The 17,020-nt window shown below is 61.9% G+C and carries 16 protein-coding genes; 5 read left to right on the top strand and 11 right to left on the bottom strand.

The genetic code is table 11. The features are described from left to right. Positions 1–5: 5 nt before the first annotated feature. From ABFB52_RS16390 to ABFB52_RS16360, 7 genes are all read right to left on the bottom strand, one after another. Positions 6–1,949, bottom strand: coding sequence for a response regulator (locus tag ABFB52_RS16390; protein ID WP_129973523.1), 1,944 nt, complete (start codon positions 1,947–1,949; stop codon positions 6–8). Further along, complete coding sequence (locus ABFB52_RS16385; RefSeq protein WP_085745470.1) at positions 1,939–2,814, bottom strand: ATP-binding protein; 876 nt, start codon at positions 2,812–2,814, stop codon at positions 1,939–1,941. Before ABFB52_RS16385 ends, ABFB52_RS16390 begins: the two co-directional genes overlap by 11 nt. Next, complete coding sequence (locus ABFB52_RS16380) at positions 2,807–3,817, bottom strand: ATP-binding protein (protein WP_085745850.1); 1,011 nt, start codon at positions 3,815–3,817, stop codon at positions 2,807–2,809. Before ABFB52_RS16380 ends, ABFB52_RS16385 begins: the two co-directional genes overlap by 8 nt. Beyond that, positions 3,814–4,218 (bottom strand): anti-sigma regulatory factor, encoded by a 405-nt coding sequence (locus ABFB52_RS16375; protein ID WP_085603201.1) that lies wholly within the window; start codon positions 4,216–4,218, stop codon positions 3,814–3,816. The genes ABFB52_RS16380 and ABFB52_RS16375 overlap by 4 nt, the downstream gene beginning before the upstream one ends. After that, on the bottom strand, positions 4,215–4,577 hold the full coding sequence (locus tag ABFB52_RS16370; protein ID WP_011334518.1) for an STAS domain-containing protein: 363 nt from the start codon (positions 4,575–4,577) through the stop codon (positions 4,215–4,217). Before ABFB52_RS16370 ends, ABFB52_RS16375 begins: the two co-directional genes overlap by 4 nt. A 3-nt stretch (positions 4,578–4,580) precedes the next feature. Continuing rightward, positions 4,581–5,432 carry an STAS domain-containing protein gene (locus ABFB52_RS16365; RefSeq protein ID WP_085745471.1) on the bottom strand — a complete coding sequence of 284 codons (852 nt, stop codon included), beginning with the start codon at positions 5,430–5,432 and terminating at the stop codon, positions 4,581–4,583. 240 nt (positions 5,433–5,672) lie between these two features. Further along, the gene (locus ABFB52_RS16360) at positions 5,673–6,194 is read right to left on the bottom strand and encodes a DUF4142 domain-containing protein (RefSeq protein WP_129973522.1); all 522 of its coding nucleotides are present in this window, start codon (positions 6,192–6,194) and stop codon (positions 5,673–5,675) included. Positions 6,195–6,399: 205 nt separating this feature from the next. Between ABFB52_RS16360 and ABFB52_RS16355 the strand changes: the two genes are divergently transcribed. Then, positions 6,400–6,642, top strand: a complete 243-nt coding sequence (locus ABFB52_RS16355) for a DUF465 domain-containing protein (protein WP_007959466.1) — start codon at positions 6,400–6,402, stop codon at positions 6,640–6,642. Between the two features lie 109 nt (positions 6,643–6,751). Beyond that, a complete protein-coding gene (locus ABFB52_RS16350; protein ID WP_007959467.1) occupies positions 6,752–6,922 on the top strand; it encodes a hypothetical protein in 171 nt (56 codons plus the stop codon). Positions 6,923–6,937: 15 nt separating this feature from the next. On the opposite strand, the gene ABFB52_RS16345 is transcribed toward ABFB52_RS16350, so the two are convergent. The 4 genes from ABFB52_RS16345 to ABFB52_RS16330 form a co-directional block, all read right to left on the bottom strand. Further along, on the bottom strand, positions 6,938–8,014 hold the full coding sequence (locus tag ABFB52_RS16345) for an SMP-30/gluconolactonase/LRE family protein (RefSeq protein ID WP_129973521.1): 1,077 nt from the start codon (positions 8,012–8,014) through the stop codon (positions 6,938–6,940). Next, on the bottom strand, positions 8,011–9,156 hold the full coding sequence (locus ABFB52_RS16340; RefSeq protein WP_129973520.1) for a sterol desaturase family protein: 1,146 nt from the start codon (positions 9,154–9,156) through the stop codon (positions 8,011–8,013). Before ABFB52_RS16340 ends, ABFB52_RS16345 begins: the two co-directional genes overlap by 4 nt. A 109-nt stretch (positions 9,157–9,265) precedes the next feature. Beyond that, positions 9,266–10,129 carry a LysR family transcriptional regulator gene (locus tag ABFB52_RS16335; RefSeq protein ID WP_085610473.1) on the bottom strand — a complete coding sequence of 288 codons (864 nt, stop codon included), beginning with the start codon at positions 10,127–10,129 and terminating at the stop codon, positions 9,266–9,268. A gap of 238 nt (positions 10,130–10,367) precedes the next feature. Continuing rightward, complete coding sequence (locus ABFB52_RS16330) at positions 10,368–12,086, bottom strand: hydrogenase maturation protein (protein WP_129973519.1); 1,719 nt, start codon at positions 12,084–12,086, stop codon at positions 10,368–10,370. 298 nt (positions 12,087–12,384) lie between these two features. Here ABFB52_RS16330 and ABFB52_RS16325 point away from each other — a divergent pair, with 298 nt between their 5' ends. The 3 genes from ABFB52_RS16325 (at position 12,385) to ABFB52_RS16315 (ending at position 16,851) form a co-directional block, all read left to right on the top strand. Then, positions 12,385–12,891, top strand: a complete 507-nt coding sequence (locus ABFB52_RS16325) for a sigma-70 family RNA polymerase sigma factor (RefSeq protein ID WP_085745475.1) — start codon at positions 12,385–12,387, stop codon at positions 12,889–12,891. After that, entirely contained in the window at positions 12,888–13,835 is a 948-nt protein-coding gene (locus ABFB52_RS16320) for a FecR family protein (RefSeq protein WP_129973518.1), read from the top strand. Before ABFB52_RS16325 ends, ABFB52_RS16320 begins: the two co-directional genes overlap by 4 nt. Positions 13,836–13,926: 91 nt before the next feature. Beyond that, the gene (locus ABFB52_RS16315; protein ID WP_129973517.1) at positions 13,927–16,851 is read left to right on the top strand and encodes a TonB-dependent receptor; all 2,925 of its coding nucleotides are present in this window, start codon (positions 13,927–13,929) and stop codon (positions 16,849–16,851) included. The last annotated feature ends 169 nt before the right edge of the window (positions 16,852–17,020 follow it).

The following is a 17,020-nucleotide window of genomic DNA, read 5'->3' as shown; positions in this document are numbered from 1 at the left end:
GTGTGTCAGGTGCCGTCGAGCGTGCGGCGTACCTTGTCCAGCAAATGACTGATCTGGAAAGGCTTGACCAGCATGTCCATGCCGGCCCCGAGGAACACCTGGCGATTGATCGCCGTTTCCGCGTAACCGGTCATGAACAGAATCGGCAACCCTTCTCGCCAGCCCCGGGCAACGTCGGCCAGTTCGCGGCCGGTCATGCGCGGCAGACCGACGTCGGTCAGCAGCAGGTTGATCGACGGGTCGTTCTGCAAGCGCTCCAGCGCGGTTTCGATGTCGCCGACCTGGGTGCAGCGGTAACCGGCGTCTTCCAGCACCTCGGTGACGAACAGCCGCACGGCCGGCATGTCTTCGACGATCAACACATGTTCGCCCGCGCCTAGCGGATCAATGACCACCGGGGCCACATCGACAGCGGTCGGATCACTGGTGGCCGGCAGCATGATCGTCACTTCGGTGCCGCGCCGCGCCACGCTGCGGATGTGCGCATCACCGCCGGACTGGCGGGCGAAACCGTAGATCGTCGACAGCCCCAGCCCGGTGCCCTGGCCCAGCGGTTTGGTGGTGAAGAACGGCTCGAACACCTTATCGATGACGCTGTGCTCGATGCCGGTACCGTCATCGCGCACCGATAGCGCCACATAGGAACCATCGGCGAGGTTCGGGTCGCCGTGGGAATACGCCGCGTACGTGCTGACCCAGATATTGCCGCCCCGTGGCAATGCGTCACGGGCATTGATCACCAGATTGAGCACTGCGCTTTCGAGCTGGATCGGATCGACCAGCGCGATGGCAGGTTTGGTGGTCATTTCGAGCTTGAGGGCGATGCGTTCGCCGATGGTGCGCACCAGCAAGTCTTCCAGCGAACGCACATGGTCGTTGATATCCACCGGGCGTGTGTCGAGCGGTTGCTGGCGGGCAAAAGCCAGCAGGCGATGGGTGAGCGAGGCCGCGCTCATCGCCGAACTCAGGGCCGCTTCGGCGTAGAACTGGACTTTGTCCGGGCGCGCATCGGCGACGCGTTTCTGGATCAGTTCGAGGCTGGTGATGATCCCGGTCAGCAAGTTGTTGAAGTCATGGGCAATGCCGCCGGTGAGTTTGCCCAGCGCATCCATTTTCTGCACTTGCAGCAGCTGCGACTCGGCGCGGACCCGGTCGGCGACTTCCTTGGCCAGTTGTGTGGTGGTGTCGTCCAGTCGCGCAAGGTGCGAGCGTTCACGATGGCGGTGTTCGGTGACGTCTTCGACGAACACCAGGCTGAGCTCTGGCGTGCGGTACGGTGATATCTGCCACTGGGTTTCGCGGATCTCGCCCTGCACACGCATGTTCAGTGTGCCTTTCCAGCGTTCGCCGTCCACCAGTCGCAAGCGTAGCTCGTCAAGGATCGCGCTCTGATCCTCGGCGAAGCATTCACTGAGGGTCTGCGGGTCGCGGTTGTCCTGGATCAGTTGCGAGAAGGCGTGGTTGCACTCGTGGACTTTCAGGTCGGCGTCGAGCACCGCGATGGGCGCGGAGATGTTGACGAAGATCTCCCGAAAGCGCGCCTCGCTTTCGCGCAAGGCATTCTCCGTGTCGCGCACCCGCAGCAGGGTGCGCAAAGTCGCCAGCAGCACATCGGGATCGACCGGGTGAATCAGATACGCATCGGCCCCGGCATCGAGGCCGGTGATGATGTCGCCGGTCTGGATCGACGCGGCCGACACGTGGATCACCGGAAGCAGCGCGGTGGCCGGGTCGGCGCGCAATTTACGGACGATATCAAACCCGCTCATGTCCGGCAGATTGACGTCGAGAATCAGCGCATCAAGCGACTGACTGGCAATCAGAGCCAGACCTTCACCGCCGGTGCCGGCCTCGAGCACTTCGTAACCGTGGCGCTCCAGGCGTCGGCGCAAGGCGTAGCGGGTGGCAACGTTGTCATCGACGATCAACAGACGGATGTCATGTTTCATCGACGTTCTCCTCAGCAATCGCCAACGGAATGATCACGAAAAAGCTTGAACCCACGCCCGGCGTACTTTCGACACCGACCTCGCCACCGAGCAATTCGGCGAAGCGCTTGCACAGCGACAAGCCCAGGCCGGTGCCGCGCAGGCGTTTTTGCAGCGGTGAGTCGACCTGAGAAAAGTCTTCGAACAAGGTGCCGTGCAACTCGGGGGCGATACCGATGCCGGTGTCGCTGACCGCAAATCGCACTTTGTCCTGACCTTCCAGGCGTGCCGAGACCCGGACTTCGCCACGGGTGGTGAATTTCAGCGAGTTGGAAATGAAGTTGCGCAGAATCTGCGCCAGCTTCTTGTCATCGGTGAAGAGGCGCGGCAAACCCACCGGTTCCTCGAAAATCAGGTCCACGGCCGTGGCGTCGACAATCGGCCGGAACATCCCCCGAAGTGCGGCGAACAGATCGAACATGTCGAACCACGCCGGAGAAATGCTGATGCGCCCGGCCTCGATCTTCGCCAGGTCGAGCAGGTCGTCGACCATATCGCTGAGTTCCCGGGCGGCGGTGCTGACGAAGGCCACCTGTTTGTGCTGCTCGGGGCTCAGCGGGCCGTCGAGTTCGTCGGCCAGCAGGCTGTTGATGCTCAGGATCGAGCCCAGCGGGGTGCGGAACTCGTGGCTCATGTACGATAGAAAGCGGCTTTTCAGGTCGGACGCCTGGCGCAGTTGTTCGGCCTGGGTGTCGAGTTCGGCGTACAGGGCGAGCACGCCCTGATTGGTTTCGTCGAGTTCTTCGCGCAGTGCCGCCGATTCGCTCTGCAACTGGGCGATCAACGCGGCCTGTTCGGCGTTGCTCAGTGTCGGGGACTCAGCCATGGGCGGCCTCCAGGGCAACGACCAGCACCGTTACATCGTCGCGCCCGCGACAGAAGTCACGGTGCAGGACGGTGGCTATCACGGCAGGATGCCGATGCACCAGACCGGGGTAGTCTTGAAGGTTCCAACGGGACTGCAAGCCATCGCTGTACATGATCAATAGATGTCCGTTCACGTGAGCATAGTCAAAGGGCTGGGCTTTTCGGTATTGGCCGCCGACGATTCCGGGATGCGAGGCCAGTCCGCGCGACTTGTCGGAGGCGATCAGGCTGGCACCGATGTTACCGACACCGGTGAACGACAGACTGGCACGCCCGGCGTGAAACTGCGCGAATGCCACTGCGCCACCCCGGCTCCCGATCATCTCGCGGTGCATGTCTTCCATCAGCAGCGTTGGCGCACCGAACGGGCTCAGGGCAAAGGCTTTTTCCCCGGCACGGGCCGCACGCTCGGCGTCTTCACCATGGCCCAGACCGTCGACGATCAGAGCACTGATGTCACTGCCGTGAATCGCCAGATGCCAGACGTCGCCACAGGCCGGATCGTTGTGCAGAGAGTGCTGGCTGACACCATACGGCAGATCCGCCTGACGGTCGCTGCGCGGGTACAGACGAGCCAGCAGCACCGCGCCGCGATGATCGGCAAAAACATCGAAGACATCCGCCTGGCGTGCCACGGCGCCCAGGCCGATGCCCTGAGTACCGCCGGTGGAAAAACCATCGGCCATGCACGCGTCCAGATCAAACCCCTGAGCACGGTCGACCGCAATCATCTCGATGCCGTCGTCACCCTGACGCGGCAACAGACGCAAGTGAAGTTCGCCGTGCCCGGCATGCTTGAGCACATTGCTCGCCAGCTCCGTGGCCACCAGCGCGACGCGGCCGGCATCGCTTTCGCCAAAACCGTGGTGTTCGGCCAGACGCTGGGCCGTACGCCGGGCATGGCCGATCTGGCTGCTGTCCTCGATCACCAACACTTGGGTCAATGTCCCGCTGATGTTCATGTCCATCGGGTGATCGTTATGCGAGTGCCTTTGCCGGGCTCGGTGTCCAGTTCGAATTCGTCCACCAGCCGCTTGGCCCCGGTCAGCCCCAGGCCCAGACCGCTGCCGGAGGTCCAGCCATCGGTCATCGCCAGTTTGATGTCGGGAATACCCGGGCCTTCATCGCGAAAGGTCAGGCGCAGGCCGACCTTGTGGTTGTCATCGAGGATCTCCCAGTCCATGTCGCCACCACCACCGTAGACCATGGTGTTGCGCGCCAGCTCGCTGACGGCGGTCACCAGTTTGGTCAGGTCGATCAGGCGCATGCCGCATTCGGTGGCCAGTTTGCGCGCCTGTTGCCGGGCCAGCACCACGTCCTGCTCGATGTTGATCGGTTGGGTACCGCTGCTGCGCACGGTCATTGCTGGCGTACTCGTTCCTGCAGCAGTTTCATGCCGCGCTCGACATTCAGCGCGGTGCTGACGCCCGGCAGGTAAAGACCGAGCTCGACCAGGGTAATGGCGACCGCCGGCTGCATGCCGACCAGCATGGTTTCAGCGTCCATGATTTTCGACAGGCCGGAAATGGTGCCGATCATCCGGCCGATGAACGAATCGACCATGTCCAGCGCCGAGATGTCGATCAACACCCCGCGCGCCGAGGTTTTGCTGATGCGCTCGGACAGATCGTCCTGCAGGGTGAGGGCGAGCTGGTCGTGCATGTCGACCTGGATGGTCACCAGCAGGAAGTCACCCATCTGAAGAATCGGGATACGTTCCATTGTTCAGACCGTCTTGGTGAGGGTGATGCCCAGACGGGTCAGGGCCAGCTTCAGTGCGTCGGCCAGATTGGCTTTGGTGACCACGCCCTGCAGATCCAGGCCCAGATGGACGATGGTCTGGGCAATCTGCGGACGCACGCCGCTGATGATGCAATCGGCGCCCATCAGGCGGATCGCGGTCACGGTCTTGAGCAGGTGTTGGGCGACCAGCGTGTCGACGGTCGGCACGCCAGTGATGTCGATGATGGCGATTTCCGAACCGGTGTCGACGATGCGTTGCAGCAGCGATTCCATTACCACTTGGGTGCGCTGTGAATCGAGTGTGCCGATCATCGGCAGGGCGAGCACGCCATCCCACAGTTTGACCACCGGGGTCGACAACTCCAGCAGTTCTTCCTGCTGGCGCTTGATCACTGCTTCACGGGATTTCTGGAACGTGCGAATGGTGTACAGGCCGAAAGCATCGAACAGTTCGGAGATTTCCCAAAGCTGTTCGGCGAGCAGGGCGGGCTGGTTCTGGTAATGGTTTTGCAGCAGGGCGAACAGCGGGCCCTTGAGCGAGAAGATGAAGCTGGCGGTCTGCTGCGAATCCTGACCGAGCTGGGCGCGGCTGTGGGAGAGTTTTTCGAGGAACTGGCGCATGCCTTCCCAGCCCGGCGCGGTGATGTTGGTGCCGCTGTCGTTTTCCAGGCCGCTGACCACCAGTTGCAGGAATTCGCTGGTTTGTTGCTGTATGTCGTGTTCTTTGATGTTGCGGGTAGCACCGCTGGCTTGCAGCCCGTTGATCCATTCGCCCAGCAGTTGTGCCTGTTTGTTTTTCATCGCATCGAGTGTGCTGTTCTGCAGTGCTGCCATGTGCCTGTTGCTCCATTGCGAATTGGGGGCCGGTTCTTCGGAAAATGACCGGCGCGAAGTGAATGACCCTGGCCGTTCGAAATAGTTGTTCGTTCCCGCGAGGATATTTTTGATCTGCCGCAAGCAATGCACCGGTAACTCTAGTCGGCGTGGCCGGAAATGCTGATCTTTTGCCTGCAACAAGGCCCCAACGCAAAGAGGCCGCGTCCAATGGAGGCGGCCTCTTTGAGTACCTGGCGGTTACTTGCTGGGGTGTTTGGCCTGTAGCTCTTTGGCGGCGGCCAGGTGTTTTTCCAGACCGGGCAGCATTTTCTGCGCAAAGGCTTTGAGTTCGGTGGCGCCTTTGACCTTGTCATCGGTCACGGTGTTGGCTTGTTTCTTGAACAGCTCGATGGTTTCTTCGTGGGCCTTCACCTGATTGTTGGCATAGGCGGCATCGAACGACTCATCGCGCATGTCGAGGATTTTTTCCTTGGCCTGTTTGACCAGCGTCGTGGTATCCGGCACTTCGATGTCGTTGGCCTTGGCAATCGTCGCCAGTTCATCGTTGGCTTTGCCGTGGTCGGTGATCATCATGTTGGCGAAGGCCCTGATGTCGGCCGACTGACTCTTCTCCAGCGCAAGGCGACTGGTTTCGATCTCGGCGATGCCGCCGGCAGCAGCGTTGTCGACGAAGTCGTTGTCGGTGGCAGCAAAGGCCGAGCCCATGCCGGTGCTCAACGCAACGGCCAGAAAAAGATGACGCAGTTTGAATCCGTCCATTGGTGCTTCTCCACGCAGGTTTTTGTGAGCGTTATTCAATGGAGGGAATTGGTCGACCAAAGGTTTTATCGCATTTGCGAAAGGGCGACGAACGGGCACCGCTGGTCTGACAGGTGGTCGACAGAACCGGTCAACCAAGGCCATTCTGATACCTGGCCAGCGCAATCGGTCGCGTTGGCTACCGATCAACTGACGGAGGTGTTCCATGCCGGTGACCCATGATTTGTTACAGGACTTGAAACTGACAAAGGAAGAGATCCAGCAACGACGCACCGCGGATCCACATCTGGATGCACTGATCAACAAGTATTCCCAGGCGGACGCCGAAGTCGTCAAGGCCGAGACGGCGACCTCGGATGCGCCGAGCGACGACACCCTGAAGAAACTCAAAGAGAAACGCCTGCAGGTCAAGGACAAGATCGTCGAGCAGTTGCAGGCTCGAACCTGACCGTCAGTCGCGCCACCGGCCCTCGCTGGTGAAACGACTGGAACGACAGCCCCGACCGGCACCTCGAATGTTCAGAGTCTTCACATTGCGACTCTCAACGAGGTGCCTTATGAAAGATCCAAAATTCCCCAGTGAAGAGCAGGGTGCATTCGACCCGGTACCCACCCATCCCGAGCCGAACAGTCCGGCGCACACCGTCCGTAATCCTGAAGAGGAACGCAAGAGCGAGGAAGTGCCGGAGGATGAGGATCCGGACAAGTTCGATCGATCCAGTAACTGACCGGCTGCCATCGCCTCACTTCAAGGCTGCCTCGAGAGGCATCCGCGCCATGTGCGTCGCCTTCAGCGAGCCGAAATACAACCACTCGCCATACTCGCGCACCGTGGTGATCGGCGAGTAATTGCCGGCGCTGGCATCCTGCAGATTGGCGATCACTTTGCCGTCCAGATCCAGGCCCAGCACGAACCCGCGCTTCTCCACCGGTTTGGGCAGTACAGTCATGGCCCGCACGATCATCTTGCGTACGAACGGGTGTTCAGCCGTGCGATCCAGCAGCGGATTGCGCGGTGTGTACAGCGCCACCCAGAAACGGTCCCGGCCGTTGAACGCGAGGTTGTCCGGTAGCCCCGGCAGGTTGTCGATGAACAGGTCATGGGTGCCGGCCTTGGGCCCGGTCAGCCAATAGCGGCTGATGCGGTAGGCGCCGGTTTCGTTGACCAGCACATAGGCGTCATCGGGGCCGAGCGTCACGCCGTTTGCGAATTCCAGTTTGTCGAGCAGCACGACGGTTTTGCCGGTCTGGAAGTCATAACGCAGCAGGCGTCCGTCGCCGCCATGCTCGATGATCGCTTCGCCATCGTGGCCGTAACCCCAGCGACTCGTGGCATCGCTGAAGTAGGCGTAATGCCCGGACTTGTCGATGGCCACGTCATCGGTGAAACCGAACGGCAAGCCATTGGCCTCGGTGGTCAGCGCCACCAGTTGACCCTGCGCATCGAGCGACAGCAAACCCTTGACCCCGTCGGCGATCACCAGCAAACCGTTGGGATGCCGCGCCAGCCCCAGCGGCCGGCCGCCGGTATCCGCCAGCACCTTGCGCTGCTGACCGTCGAGACTGGTGCGCAGCAGGCGTCCGTCGTGCAGCCCGGTGATCAGAAAGTCGTTTTCCAGCAGCAGCGCTTCCGGGCCTTCGATGTTGCTCGGGCCGACTTGCGCCGCACCCTTGAGCCGCTGATTGTCAGCGTACTGGCCTTCGGTCAGCGAGGGCGCCGGTTGCGGCGTCCAGGCCACGGGCTCGACCTTGGTCGGCATCAACAACAAAAAGGCCAGAACGCCGACAATCAGCAGCAACAGCAGATAACGCCATCTCACACGTGGGCTCCCGCGAGAGCGAGGTGCCGGGTCGCCATGTCACGCAGGGCCAGCATCGAAGCCGCCGATTCGCGCTCGATGCGAGGCTTGAGCAGCAAGTGGTTGGCAATGCGCAGGCCAATGCCCTCGAACTGATAATCGAGGGTTCGCACAAACCGAGTGGCATCGTTGTGCGCCGAGCATTCATAGGTCAGCCGCAACGACAGACCCTGATCACTTTGGGCCCGGGCACACCAGCGCCGGCCCGGCAGGTATTCGGTGACCTCCCAGCGCAAATGCCCCTCACGCCCGCCAGCGTGAATGTCCTCGTCGAATCGCGCACCGGCATGTAGCGCACCGCTGGGGCCGTCGATCTTCAGTGAAGACGGGTGCCACTCCGGCCAGCGACTGACGGTGGCGGCGTAAGCGAGGACGGCGATCGGATCGCCGGCAATGTCGACGGTGTGCTGCATGCGGGTCATCGGCGTTCTCGAATCGGTCAGAGGGGCGGTTTCCGGCTCCCAGTAGAGGGTGCCGAACAGGTAGTCCATCAGCGGAAAAACGATATTGAAATTACGCTCCTGCATGCGCTCGCGACGGTGATGCAGCTCGTGCAGACGGCGCATCTGGCGGATCCACGGCAGGCGGGTCAGCGGGTTCTGCGGCGGCAGATGCTCGCAGGCGTGAAACACTTCATAGGTCAGGTAACCGAACACCATGCAGCCGCCGAACAGCCCGGCCACATTGCCGTTGATCTGCGCGAACAGCCACCACAGGGGCAGGGTGATCACCAGCGTGTGCAGCACGATCAGCCAGGCGGGGAACAGAATCACCCGCCAGTCGCGGGCGCCGTCGTAGGTCATGTGGCCGGGGGTGAAAAAGCTGTGATGGTCGCCGGCATGTCGGGCGTAGAACATCCGCGCGAAGCTCTTTTTATGATGGCCGAGGTGGCGGTGAACCATGTACACGCCGAAATTGAAGAACAGCAGGGTCAGCGGCACGGTCAGCCATTCCAGCGGTTGCACCTGGTGCACGCTGCTCCAGAACGCGCCGATGGCCAGCACGCCGAACAGCAGCACGAACGCACCGTGCAGCCACGGGTTGTAGCGGGGATGGATCGCCGCACGGTAGCGGCTGCGAAAAGCCTCGGTGGTCTGCCTCACTGCGGTCACCTGCGGATATTGTCGTTATCCCGGCAGCGTAGCCGATCCCGCCGTTTGTGCAGGGCCAACCTTCAGGTCACAAGTGCCATGCTCCGGTGCATAGCGGCCGTCAGCTCAACGGGTTCCAGCGCTGCGACCAGTCGTCATCGGCCCTGATCACCTCGCGCAGCAGGTCGAACGCCTGTTGCAGGATCGCCGAGTCACGGTCGCGGGAGTAGACGAGGTAGGTCGGGTAGCCGAATTCCGGGGCTTTGGTCACCGGCTCCAGCGCGCCGCTTTCCAGGTAGGTGCGCACGACCCGGGTCCGGAAATAGCCGCTGCCGCCGTTCTCGAGAATGTATTGCAGGGCCAGCGGGCCGAGGTTGAAGCTCAGGGCGGCCTTGGCCTTTTCCGGCAGGGCGGCGTCGTGCTGGCGGCGGAAGTCCGGGCCCCAATCGATGTACACGTAGGGGGCAGGGCGGCCGGGCGTGGTCACCAGAATCAGTTTCTCCTCCAGCACCTGCTCGACCTGCAGTCCTGGCCAGTATTCCGGTTGATAGACCAGCGCGGCATCGAGTACGCCTAGTTCGAGCTGGCGCAGCAGGTTTTCGCCGTCGCGGATGTCCATGCGCAAGGCGTGGCCGGGGATTTTCTCTCGCAGCTCGGCAGCCCAACTGAGCATCAATGGGTTGCACAGGCTGACCTCGCCGCCGATGTGCAGCACGTTGTGATAGCCCTCGGGCAAGGGCAGGTCGCGGCGCGCGGCTTCCCAGGTCTGCACCAGCTGATTGGCGTAGACCACAAAGGCCTCGCCGTTGGCGGTCAGCCGCGCACCGGCGCGGTTGCGCACGAACAGCGTGCTGCCCAGCTGGCTTTCGAGTTTCTGGACGCGGGCGGTGATTGCCGTTTGCGTGACGAACAGCTTTTCCGCCGCCGCGGCGAGGCTGCCGTGGCGGACGATTTCCAGAAAGGTGCGGGCGAGGTCGATGTCCATGGGCGGGCCGGTGGTTGAGGTGCGCGCATTGTAAGGCAAAAGCGCCCTCACCCTAGCCCTCTCCCCGAGGGAGAGGGGATCGACCGAGTTGTCTTGCGCTATACATCGACCTGAAAGACCGAGTCGATTATGGATTCAAAGCAGATATTCCAAGTCGATGTATCTCGTCAATATCCCCGGATCAGTTCCCTCTCCTGGGGGAGAGGGCTAGGGTGAGGGGAAAAACAGGCACCGCCGATCAACTGACCAGATCGGTCTCAACCACCCGCGCCCATTCCTCCACCAACCGCGCCGGCGTACAGCAAGTCTTTCGCTTGTACACAAAGTTGCGGCACTTCTCGGCAAACTGATTGCGGTTGTACAGCATGTCTTCCTGCATCTCCTGCAACTCGGCTTCGCGGCACTGACGAATCAACACATGATCGACCCGCAACTTACGCTCCCGCACCGCTGCATAAGTCGGATCGCTCAGCACACTGTTGGCCCGTTGCAGCAGCCACAGCGAGAACTCGTCCGGGCAGCGCGGGCCGATTTCCTGAACCATGCCCAGTTGCAGCGCCTGCGCAGCGCTGACCGGCAGGCAGGCCTGGGTCAATTGTTCCGCCATGGCCGGGCCGACGGCGCGGGGCAGGCTGTAAGTCCAGTATTCCGAGCCGTACAGGCCCATGCTCTTGTAATGCGGGTTGAGCACGATGTCAGCACGGGCGAACACGATGTCAGCCGCCAGGGCGAGCATCACACCGCCAGCGCCGGCATTGCCGGTAACCCCGCTGACCACCAGTTGCCGTGCGCTGAGCAATTCTTCGCACACATCATCGATGGCCTGGATATTGGCCCAGGCTTCGGCACCCGGATCTTCGGCGGCCTGGATCACGTTCAGATGCACGCCATTGGAAAAACTGCCGCGTCCACCCTTGATCAACAGCACCTGAGTGTCGCGTGATTTGGCCCAACGCAGCGCCTCGACCATGCGCCGGCATTGCTCGGTGCTCATCGCGCCGTTGTAGAACTCCAGCGTCAACTCGCCGACCCGGCCTGACTCGCGATAACGGATCGGCTGATACGGCTCGTCGCTGAACGGTGCGTTGGCAATCGACCAGTCCAGCACCGGCACGTGCGCCAGTTTTCCGGCCAGCACATGCCGCGCCGGACGCTTGAAGGTTTCTTCGCCCGATTGCGGTTTGCGTCGCAGCGAGCCGATCCACAGGCTGTGATCACCGGTCGCCACCAAGACCGCGTCGTCGTGTACCGCGAGAATCTCGCCGGGCATGCCGGTGCGCTGATCGAGGTGCGCGTCGTACACGTAATACTTCCCGCCGGCGAGGCTGGCAAGTACGCCGGGCTGGCCGTCCGCCGCGTCGATGCAGCGCTTGATGAAGCGCGAACAGTCGTGCCAGCTGAAGGTGCGGTCGTCCTGTTTCATGTTCGGCTGCAAGCGCCCGCGCACTGTCGGATCGTTGTAATCCAGCGCCACCGGCTCGAAGCCGTCGATGAATTTCTCCACCACTTCACGGATGCAACGGATCGCCGCGTCGCTGACCCGACCGTTGTACAGCTCGGATTTACGCAGGCCCGTTGGCAAGTTGAATTCAAAGGTGGCCCAGACCGGGCCGGCGTCCATTTCCTCTACCGCTTGCAGGGCGGTCACGCCCCAGGACGGCAGCTCGCGCATGATCGCCCAGTCCAGTGCGCTGGCACCGCGATCGCCGACGATGCCGGGGTGAATGATCACCACCGGACGCTGCGGATTGCTCCACAGCGCGTGGGGAACGCGATCCTTGAGGAACGGACAGATCACCAGGTCAGCGCCGCTGTTTTCGATCTGCTCGCACACGGCGGCTTCATCGGTGAACAGCACCACGCTGGGTGAATGCCCGGCCTGACGCAGTTCCAGCCAGGCGCGTTGGGTCAGGCCGTTGAACGCCGACGATAGAAGAATGATGTTGAGTGATCGCATGATTGCTCTTCCTTGAAAGGTCAGCCGCAGGCTCCCGGTGAGCCGTCCGTGGCTATCGATGGAGGCGCAAGGTTAGAGACTGGCGTGGGGGGCGCCACTGATCGAGATCAACGTTGTGTCAGCCAATGTTGCCGTGCCGACGGCGTGCCTTATTCTCAAAGGTTTGTTGATCCTGATTTTTTATTACTTCAAATGTCTCAGGCGCTATAGCACAGTCGCACCCCTGATCACCGCCGGAAGATCCCGGCGTATCCATGGATTTTCGCAGCGGGTGGAGCCCGTTTTCAGGGAGTAAGGCATGGGGAGTCACAACCCGCATTACCAGGTCATCGGGCAAATGTTCCAAAAGGACTACCGATGGTTGTGCGCAGCGGTCAGCCGTACCCTCGGCTGCCCGCATAGTGCACAGGATATTGCTTCGGAAACTTTTCTTCGGGTCCTGGCGCTGCCCGATCCGCTGGCGATTCGCGAACCCCGCGCGCTGCTGACCACGATTGCCCGGCGGCTGGTCTATGAAGGCTGGCGCCGGCAGGATCTGGAGCGCGCTTACCTGCAAAGCCTGGCAATGGCGCCGGAACCGGTGCATCCGTCGCCCGAGGAACGGGAGTTGGTGATCGAAACGCTGCTGGCGGTGGATCGCTTGCTCAATGGTTTGTCGGCCAAGGCCAAGGCTGCGTTTCTCTATCACCAGCTCGACGGCCTGACCTACAGCGAAATCGGCGAACGCCTCGGCGTGTCCACCAGCCGCGTGCAGCAATACATGGTCGAAGCGTTCAAGCGTTGCTATCAGGCGATGCAGGCATGAGGCCGGACGAAACGCTGATCGACGAAGCCGCGCAATGGATGGCACTGCTGCAATCGGGGCACGTCAGCTTGCAGGAGCGTGCGGCCTTCGACGCCTGGCGCACGGCGGATCCACGGCATCAGCAGATCATCGAGCAAATGGGTGGCGGGCTGAATCTGCTGCGCCATTCGAACCTGCGCGGCTTGCCGCGTGAGAGTGTGCTGCACAGCTTGAATGCACCGTCCAGTCGATGCCGATTCCTCAGTGGCAGTTTGAGTGTGCTCGGTATCGCGGTGCTGGCCGGTTTGCTCGGTCGACGTTATGGCTGGTTGCCCGAGGCTGGCGAGTTGTCGACCGGTACCAGCGAGCGTCGGGAATTCACGCTGGAGGATGGCAGCGCTCTGACCCTCAATGCCCGCAGCCGCGTGGTGCCGCGCTTCAACAATCTCGAACGTTTGCTGGACTTGCGCAGCGGTGAGCTGCTGATCGATGTGGCGAAAAATCTGGCCCGACCGTTTGTGGTCGAAACCGAGCACGGGCGGATGCGTGCGCTCGGGACCAAGTTCCTGGTGCAGCGCGGTGACGATTCAACGCGGCTGGTGATGCTGCATTCACAGGTCGAAGTGGTCACCGCCAGCGGCGCGCGGCAAGTGGTGGAGGCGGGCGAAAGTCTACTGTTCAACAGGCAGGAAATCCTCGCGCTGGAACGCAGCAAAGGACAGGAAAGTGCCTGGGTGCAAGGGCGGCTTGAAGTGCGTGATCGCCCTTTGAGCGAAGTCATCGACAGCCTGCGCAGCTACCGTCGCGGCATCCTGCACCTGAGCCCCGAGGTCGCCGGTTTGCGCCTCAGCGGTCTCTATCCACTGGACGACAGCGACCGCACGCTGCAACTGCTGGAGCGTTCGCTGCCGATCCGCGTCACCTGGCACAACCCGTACTGGGTCAGCATCGAAGCACGGTTATAAATCCATAACTTCCCGGTCTATCCGTCCCCCTATAAAAAGCGCCGGCCCGCTGCTCATTCCCTGCAGACGCCTTCAACAGGGAAGCCCCTCGATGTTCTCATTCAAACAACAACAATTGTCCCGCCTGACGCTGGCCATCGTGCTGGCGGCGGGCATTGTCCCGACCACCGTTCTGGCACAAGACGCCGCCACTCAGGTGTTTACCTTCGACATTGCCGCAGGCGCTCTCGACGAGGTGCTGCTGGACATCTCGCGGCAGACCGGCGTGCCGATTTCCTTCAGTCAGAATCTGGTGCAGGGCAAGCGCAGCAGTGCGGTGCGCGGCGCATTGGGTGGCCGTCAGGCGGTAGAGAAAGCACTGATCGGCAGCGGCCTGCAAGTCGAGCAGGGCAGCCAGGGCCTGAGCATTCGCCCCGCTGATGCGCCGGGCGTCGCGCCGGTCAAGGCGGCTGCCGTGGCGCCCGCCAGCAGCGCCGATTACCGAATGGAAAAAGTCACCGTCACCGGCTCGCGGATCGCCCGGGCGCAGAGCGATGGTGCGACGCCGGTCAACGTCATCACCCACGAAGAAATGGAAGCGCGCGGCTACAAGAACGTCTACGACGCCCTCGCCACGCAAACCCAGAACACCGGCATGACCCAGGGCGAAGACTACGGCAACACCTGGCAACCGGCCGCCAGCGCCCTCAACCTGCGCGGTCTCGGGCCCAACCACACGCTGGTGCTGATCAATGGCCGGCGGGTCGCCGATTACCCGACGCCATACGACGGCAAGGTCAACTTCACCAACCTTGCGAACATTCCGTCGGCGATCATCGACCGCATCGAAGTGCTCAGCAGCGGCGCGTCGGCGATCTACGGTTCGGACGCGATTGCCGGGGTGGTGAACATCATCCTCAAGGACAAAATGAATGGCGTCGACGTCAATCTCAAGGGCGGCACCAGCGAGCGCGGCGGCGGTGACAACCAGCGTTTGCAGATCAGCGGCGGCGGCAGTTGGGGCGACTTCGACGGTTTGTTCGGACTTGAACTGACCAACCGCGATCCGATCTGGGCCGATGATCGCGGCTTCATGCAGAGCGGACCGCTGGCGGATGTCGGCTACCGTCGCGACCTGACCAACAATCGCTATCTGGGGCCAGGTTGCGGCGCCTATCAGGGCACGTTCGACAACAAGCTGTTCAACAGCGGCGGACGTTGCCGCACCGACCAGATGTACAACGATTACTGGACGGTGCAGACGCAAAAGGAAAACTACGACGGCTACACCCGTGGCACCTGGCATTTCAGCGACAGCGGCCAGGTCTTCGCCGATCTGATGTACGGCCTCGATCACATCCAGAACAACACCCGTGGCCCGAGCTTCACTTCGCCGGATTTCATCAACCAGAACAGCGGCAATCTGGAGCGTTGGTATCGACGCTTCGGCGAAGAGGAAATCGGTGGGCGCACCAGCAACAACAGCAAGTGGCGCGACACCTCCTGGACCGGCACCCTGGGCCTTTCGGACAAGATCGCCGACACCGGGTGGAACTATGAACTGGCGGCCAACCGATCCGAGTACAAAAGCGTTCGCACCACGCGTTACACGCCGCTGTCGTCGATCCAGGATTTCTACCTCGGTCCGCAACTGGGCACCCGCGACGGTTACCCGGTGTTCGCGCCGGATGCCTCGCGCCTCGACCGGCCCCTGACAACCCAGGAATGGGAGAAGTTTCGCGGCAACCTGACGCAGAGCAGCAAGTCGGTGTCCACGAGTTACAACGCTTCGGTCAACGGCGATTTGTTTGACCTGCCGGCCGGCCCGGTGGGATTCGCCGGGGTGCTGGAGGCGGGCAAGCAGGAATATCGCATCGACCCGGATGACAGCCTCAATGACGGCAGTTTCTACGGCGTGTCCCCGGCGCAAAGCTCCGGCGGCTCGCGCAAGCGTTACGCGGCCGGTGGCGAGTTCAGCATTCCTGTCACCGACACGGTGCTGGCCACAGCGGCAGGGCGCTGGGACCAATACAAATTCAGCGGCCGCACCGAACAACAGAAAACCTACAACCTCGGCCTGGAATGGCGGCCGGTGAACAGCCTTTTGGTGCGCGGCAGCTACGGCACCAGTTTCCGCGCCCCGGACCTGAACTACATCTATCAGTCCGACAGCAACGGCTACTACCCGGCACAGATCGACTATTACGGTTGCAGCCAGGGCGTGGAGGGCGCCTGTGACCGTGGGCGCGTCGATTACACCCAGAGCGGCACGGCGGATCTGGAATCCGAACGCGGCAAATCCTGGACCTACGGTTTCGTCTGGTCGCCGTCGCGCAATTTCGATTTCTCCACCGATTTCTGGCGAGTGGAGATCGATGACCTGCTGACCACCGTCGACGAAAACCGCCTGTTGCAGCAAGAGAACGAATGCCGCAATGGCACCCAGGACATCAACTCGGCCAACTGCCAGTCGACCCTGGCACGCGTCGATCGCAATCCCGGCAATGCCGCCGTCGATCCCAATCAGTTGCAGCGGGTGCGGGTGAACGCGATCAACGCCGCCAGCGAACGGGTCAGCGGTCTGGACTTCAAGAGCAACATCCGCTGGGGCGCCGGGCAGTACGGCGCGTTCAGTTCGGCGCTGGGCTACACCCTGGTGCTCTCGCATTACTACAAGGAATCGGACGAAGCACCGACCCAGGACTGGCGCACCTCGCGCACCAACTACGACTGGCGCAGCAAGGTCAACGCCAGCCTGACCTGGGATTACCAGAAGGCCACGGCAACGCTGATGGGGATTCGTTACGGCTCGGTCACCAACGGCGCGGGCGACGGGCGCCTGTCGCCGTGGACGGTGTTCAACGCCAGTGCACGGTACAAACTCAACGACCGGGCGAGTGTCGGGCTGACCGTGAACAACGTGCTCAATCAGGTCAAGCATGACGACTCGGCGGGCTGGCCGTATTACCCGACCGGCAACTACGACCCGTACGGGCGCCAGTGGTGGCTGGATGTGAGTTATCACTTCGGCAGTTGAGGACGGAATGGCGTCAGGCAGCGTCCTACGGAAGTTGCCGGACTTTGGGCGAAAACGGGGATATTTCCGACGACTTTTTAAGGTTGGCCGTCGGAAGCGTGATCTATAGCATCGGCGATGACATTGAAGTCGTTAACGGCCTTATCACTCAGGCCTCTGATAATGGATT

The sequence above is a fragment of the Pseudomonas sp. 9.2(2024) genome (assembly GCF_039695385.1).
Lineage (GTDB): Bacteria > Pseudomonadota > Gammaproteobacteria > Pseudomonadales > Pseudomonadaceae > Aquipseudomonas > Aquipseudomonas paraglycinae.
Note: the sequence above shows the minus strand (reverse complement) of the source record. Positions and strands in the feature narration are given on the sequence as shown.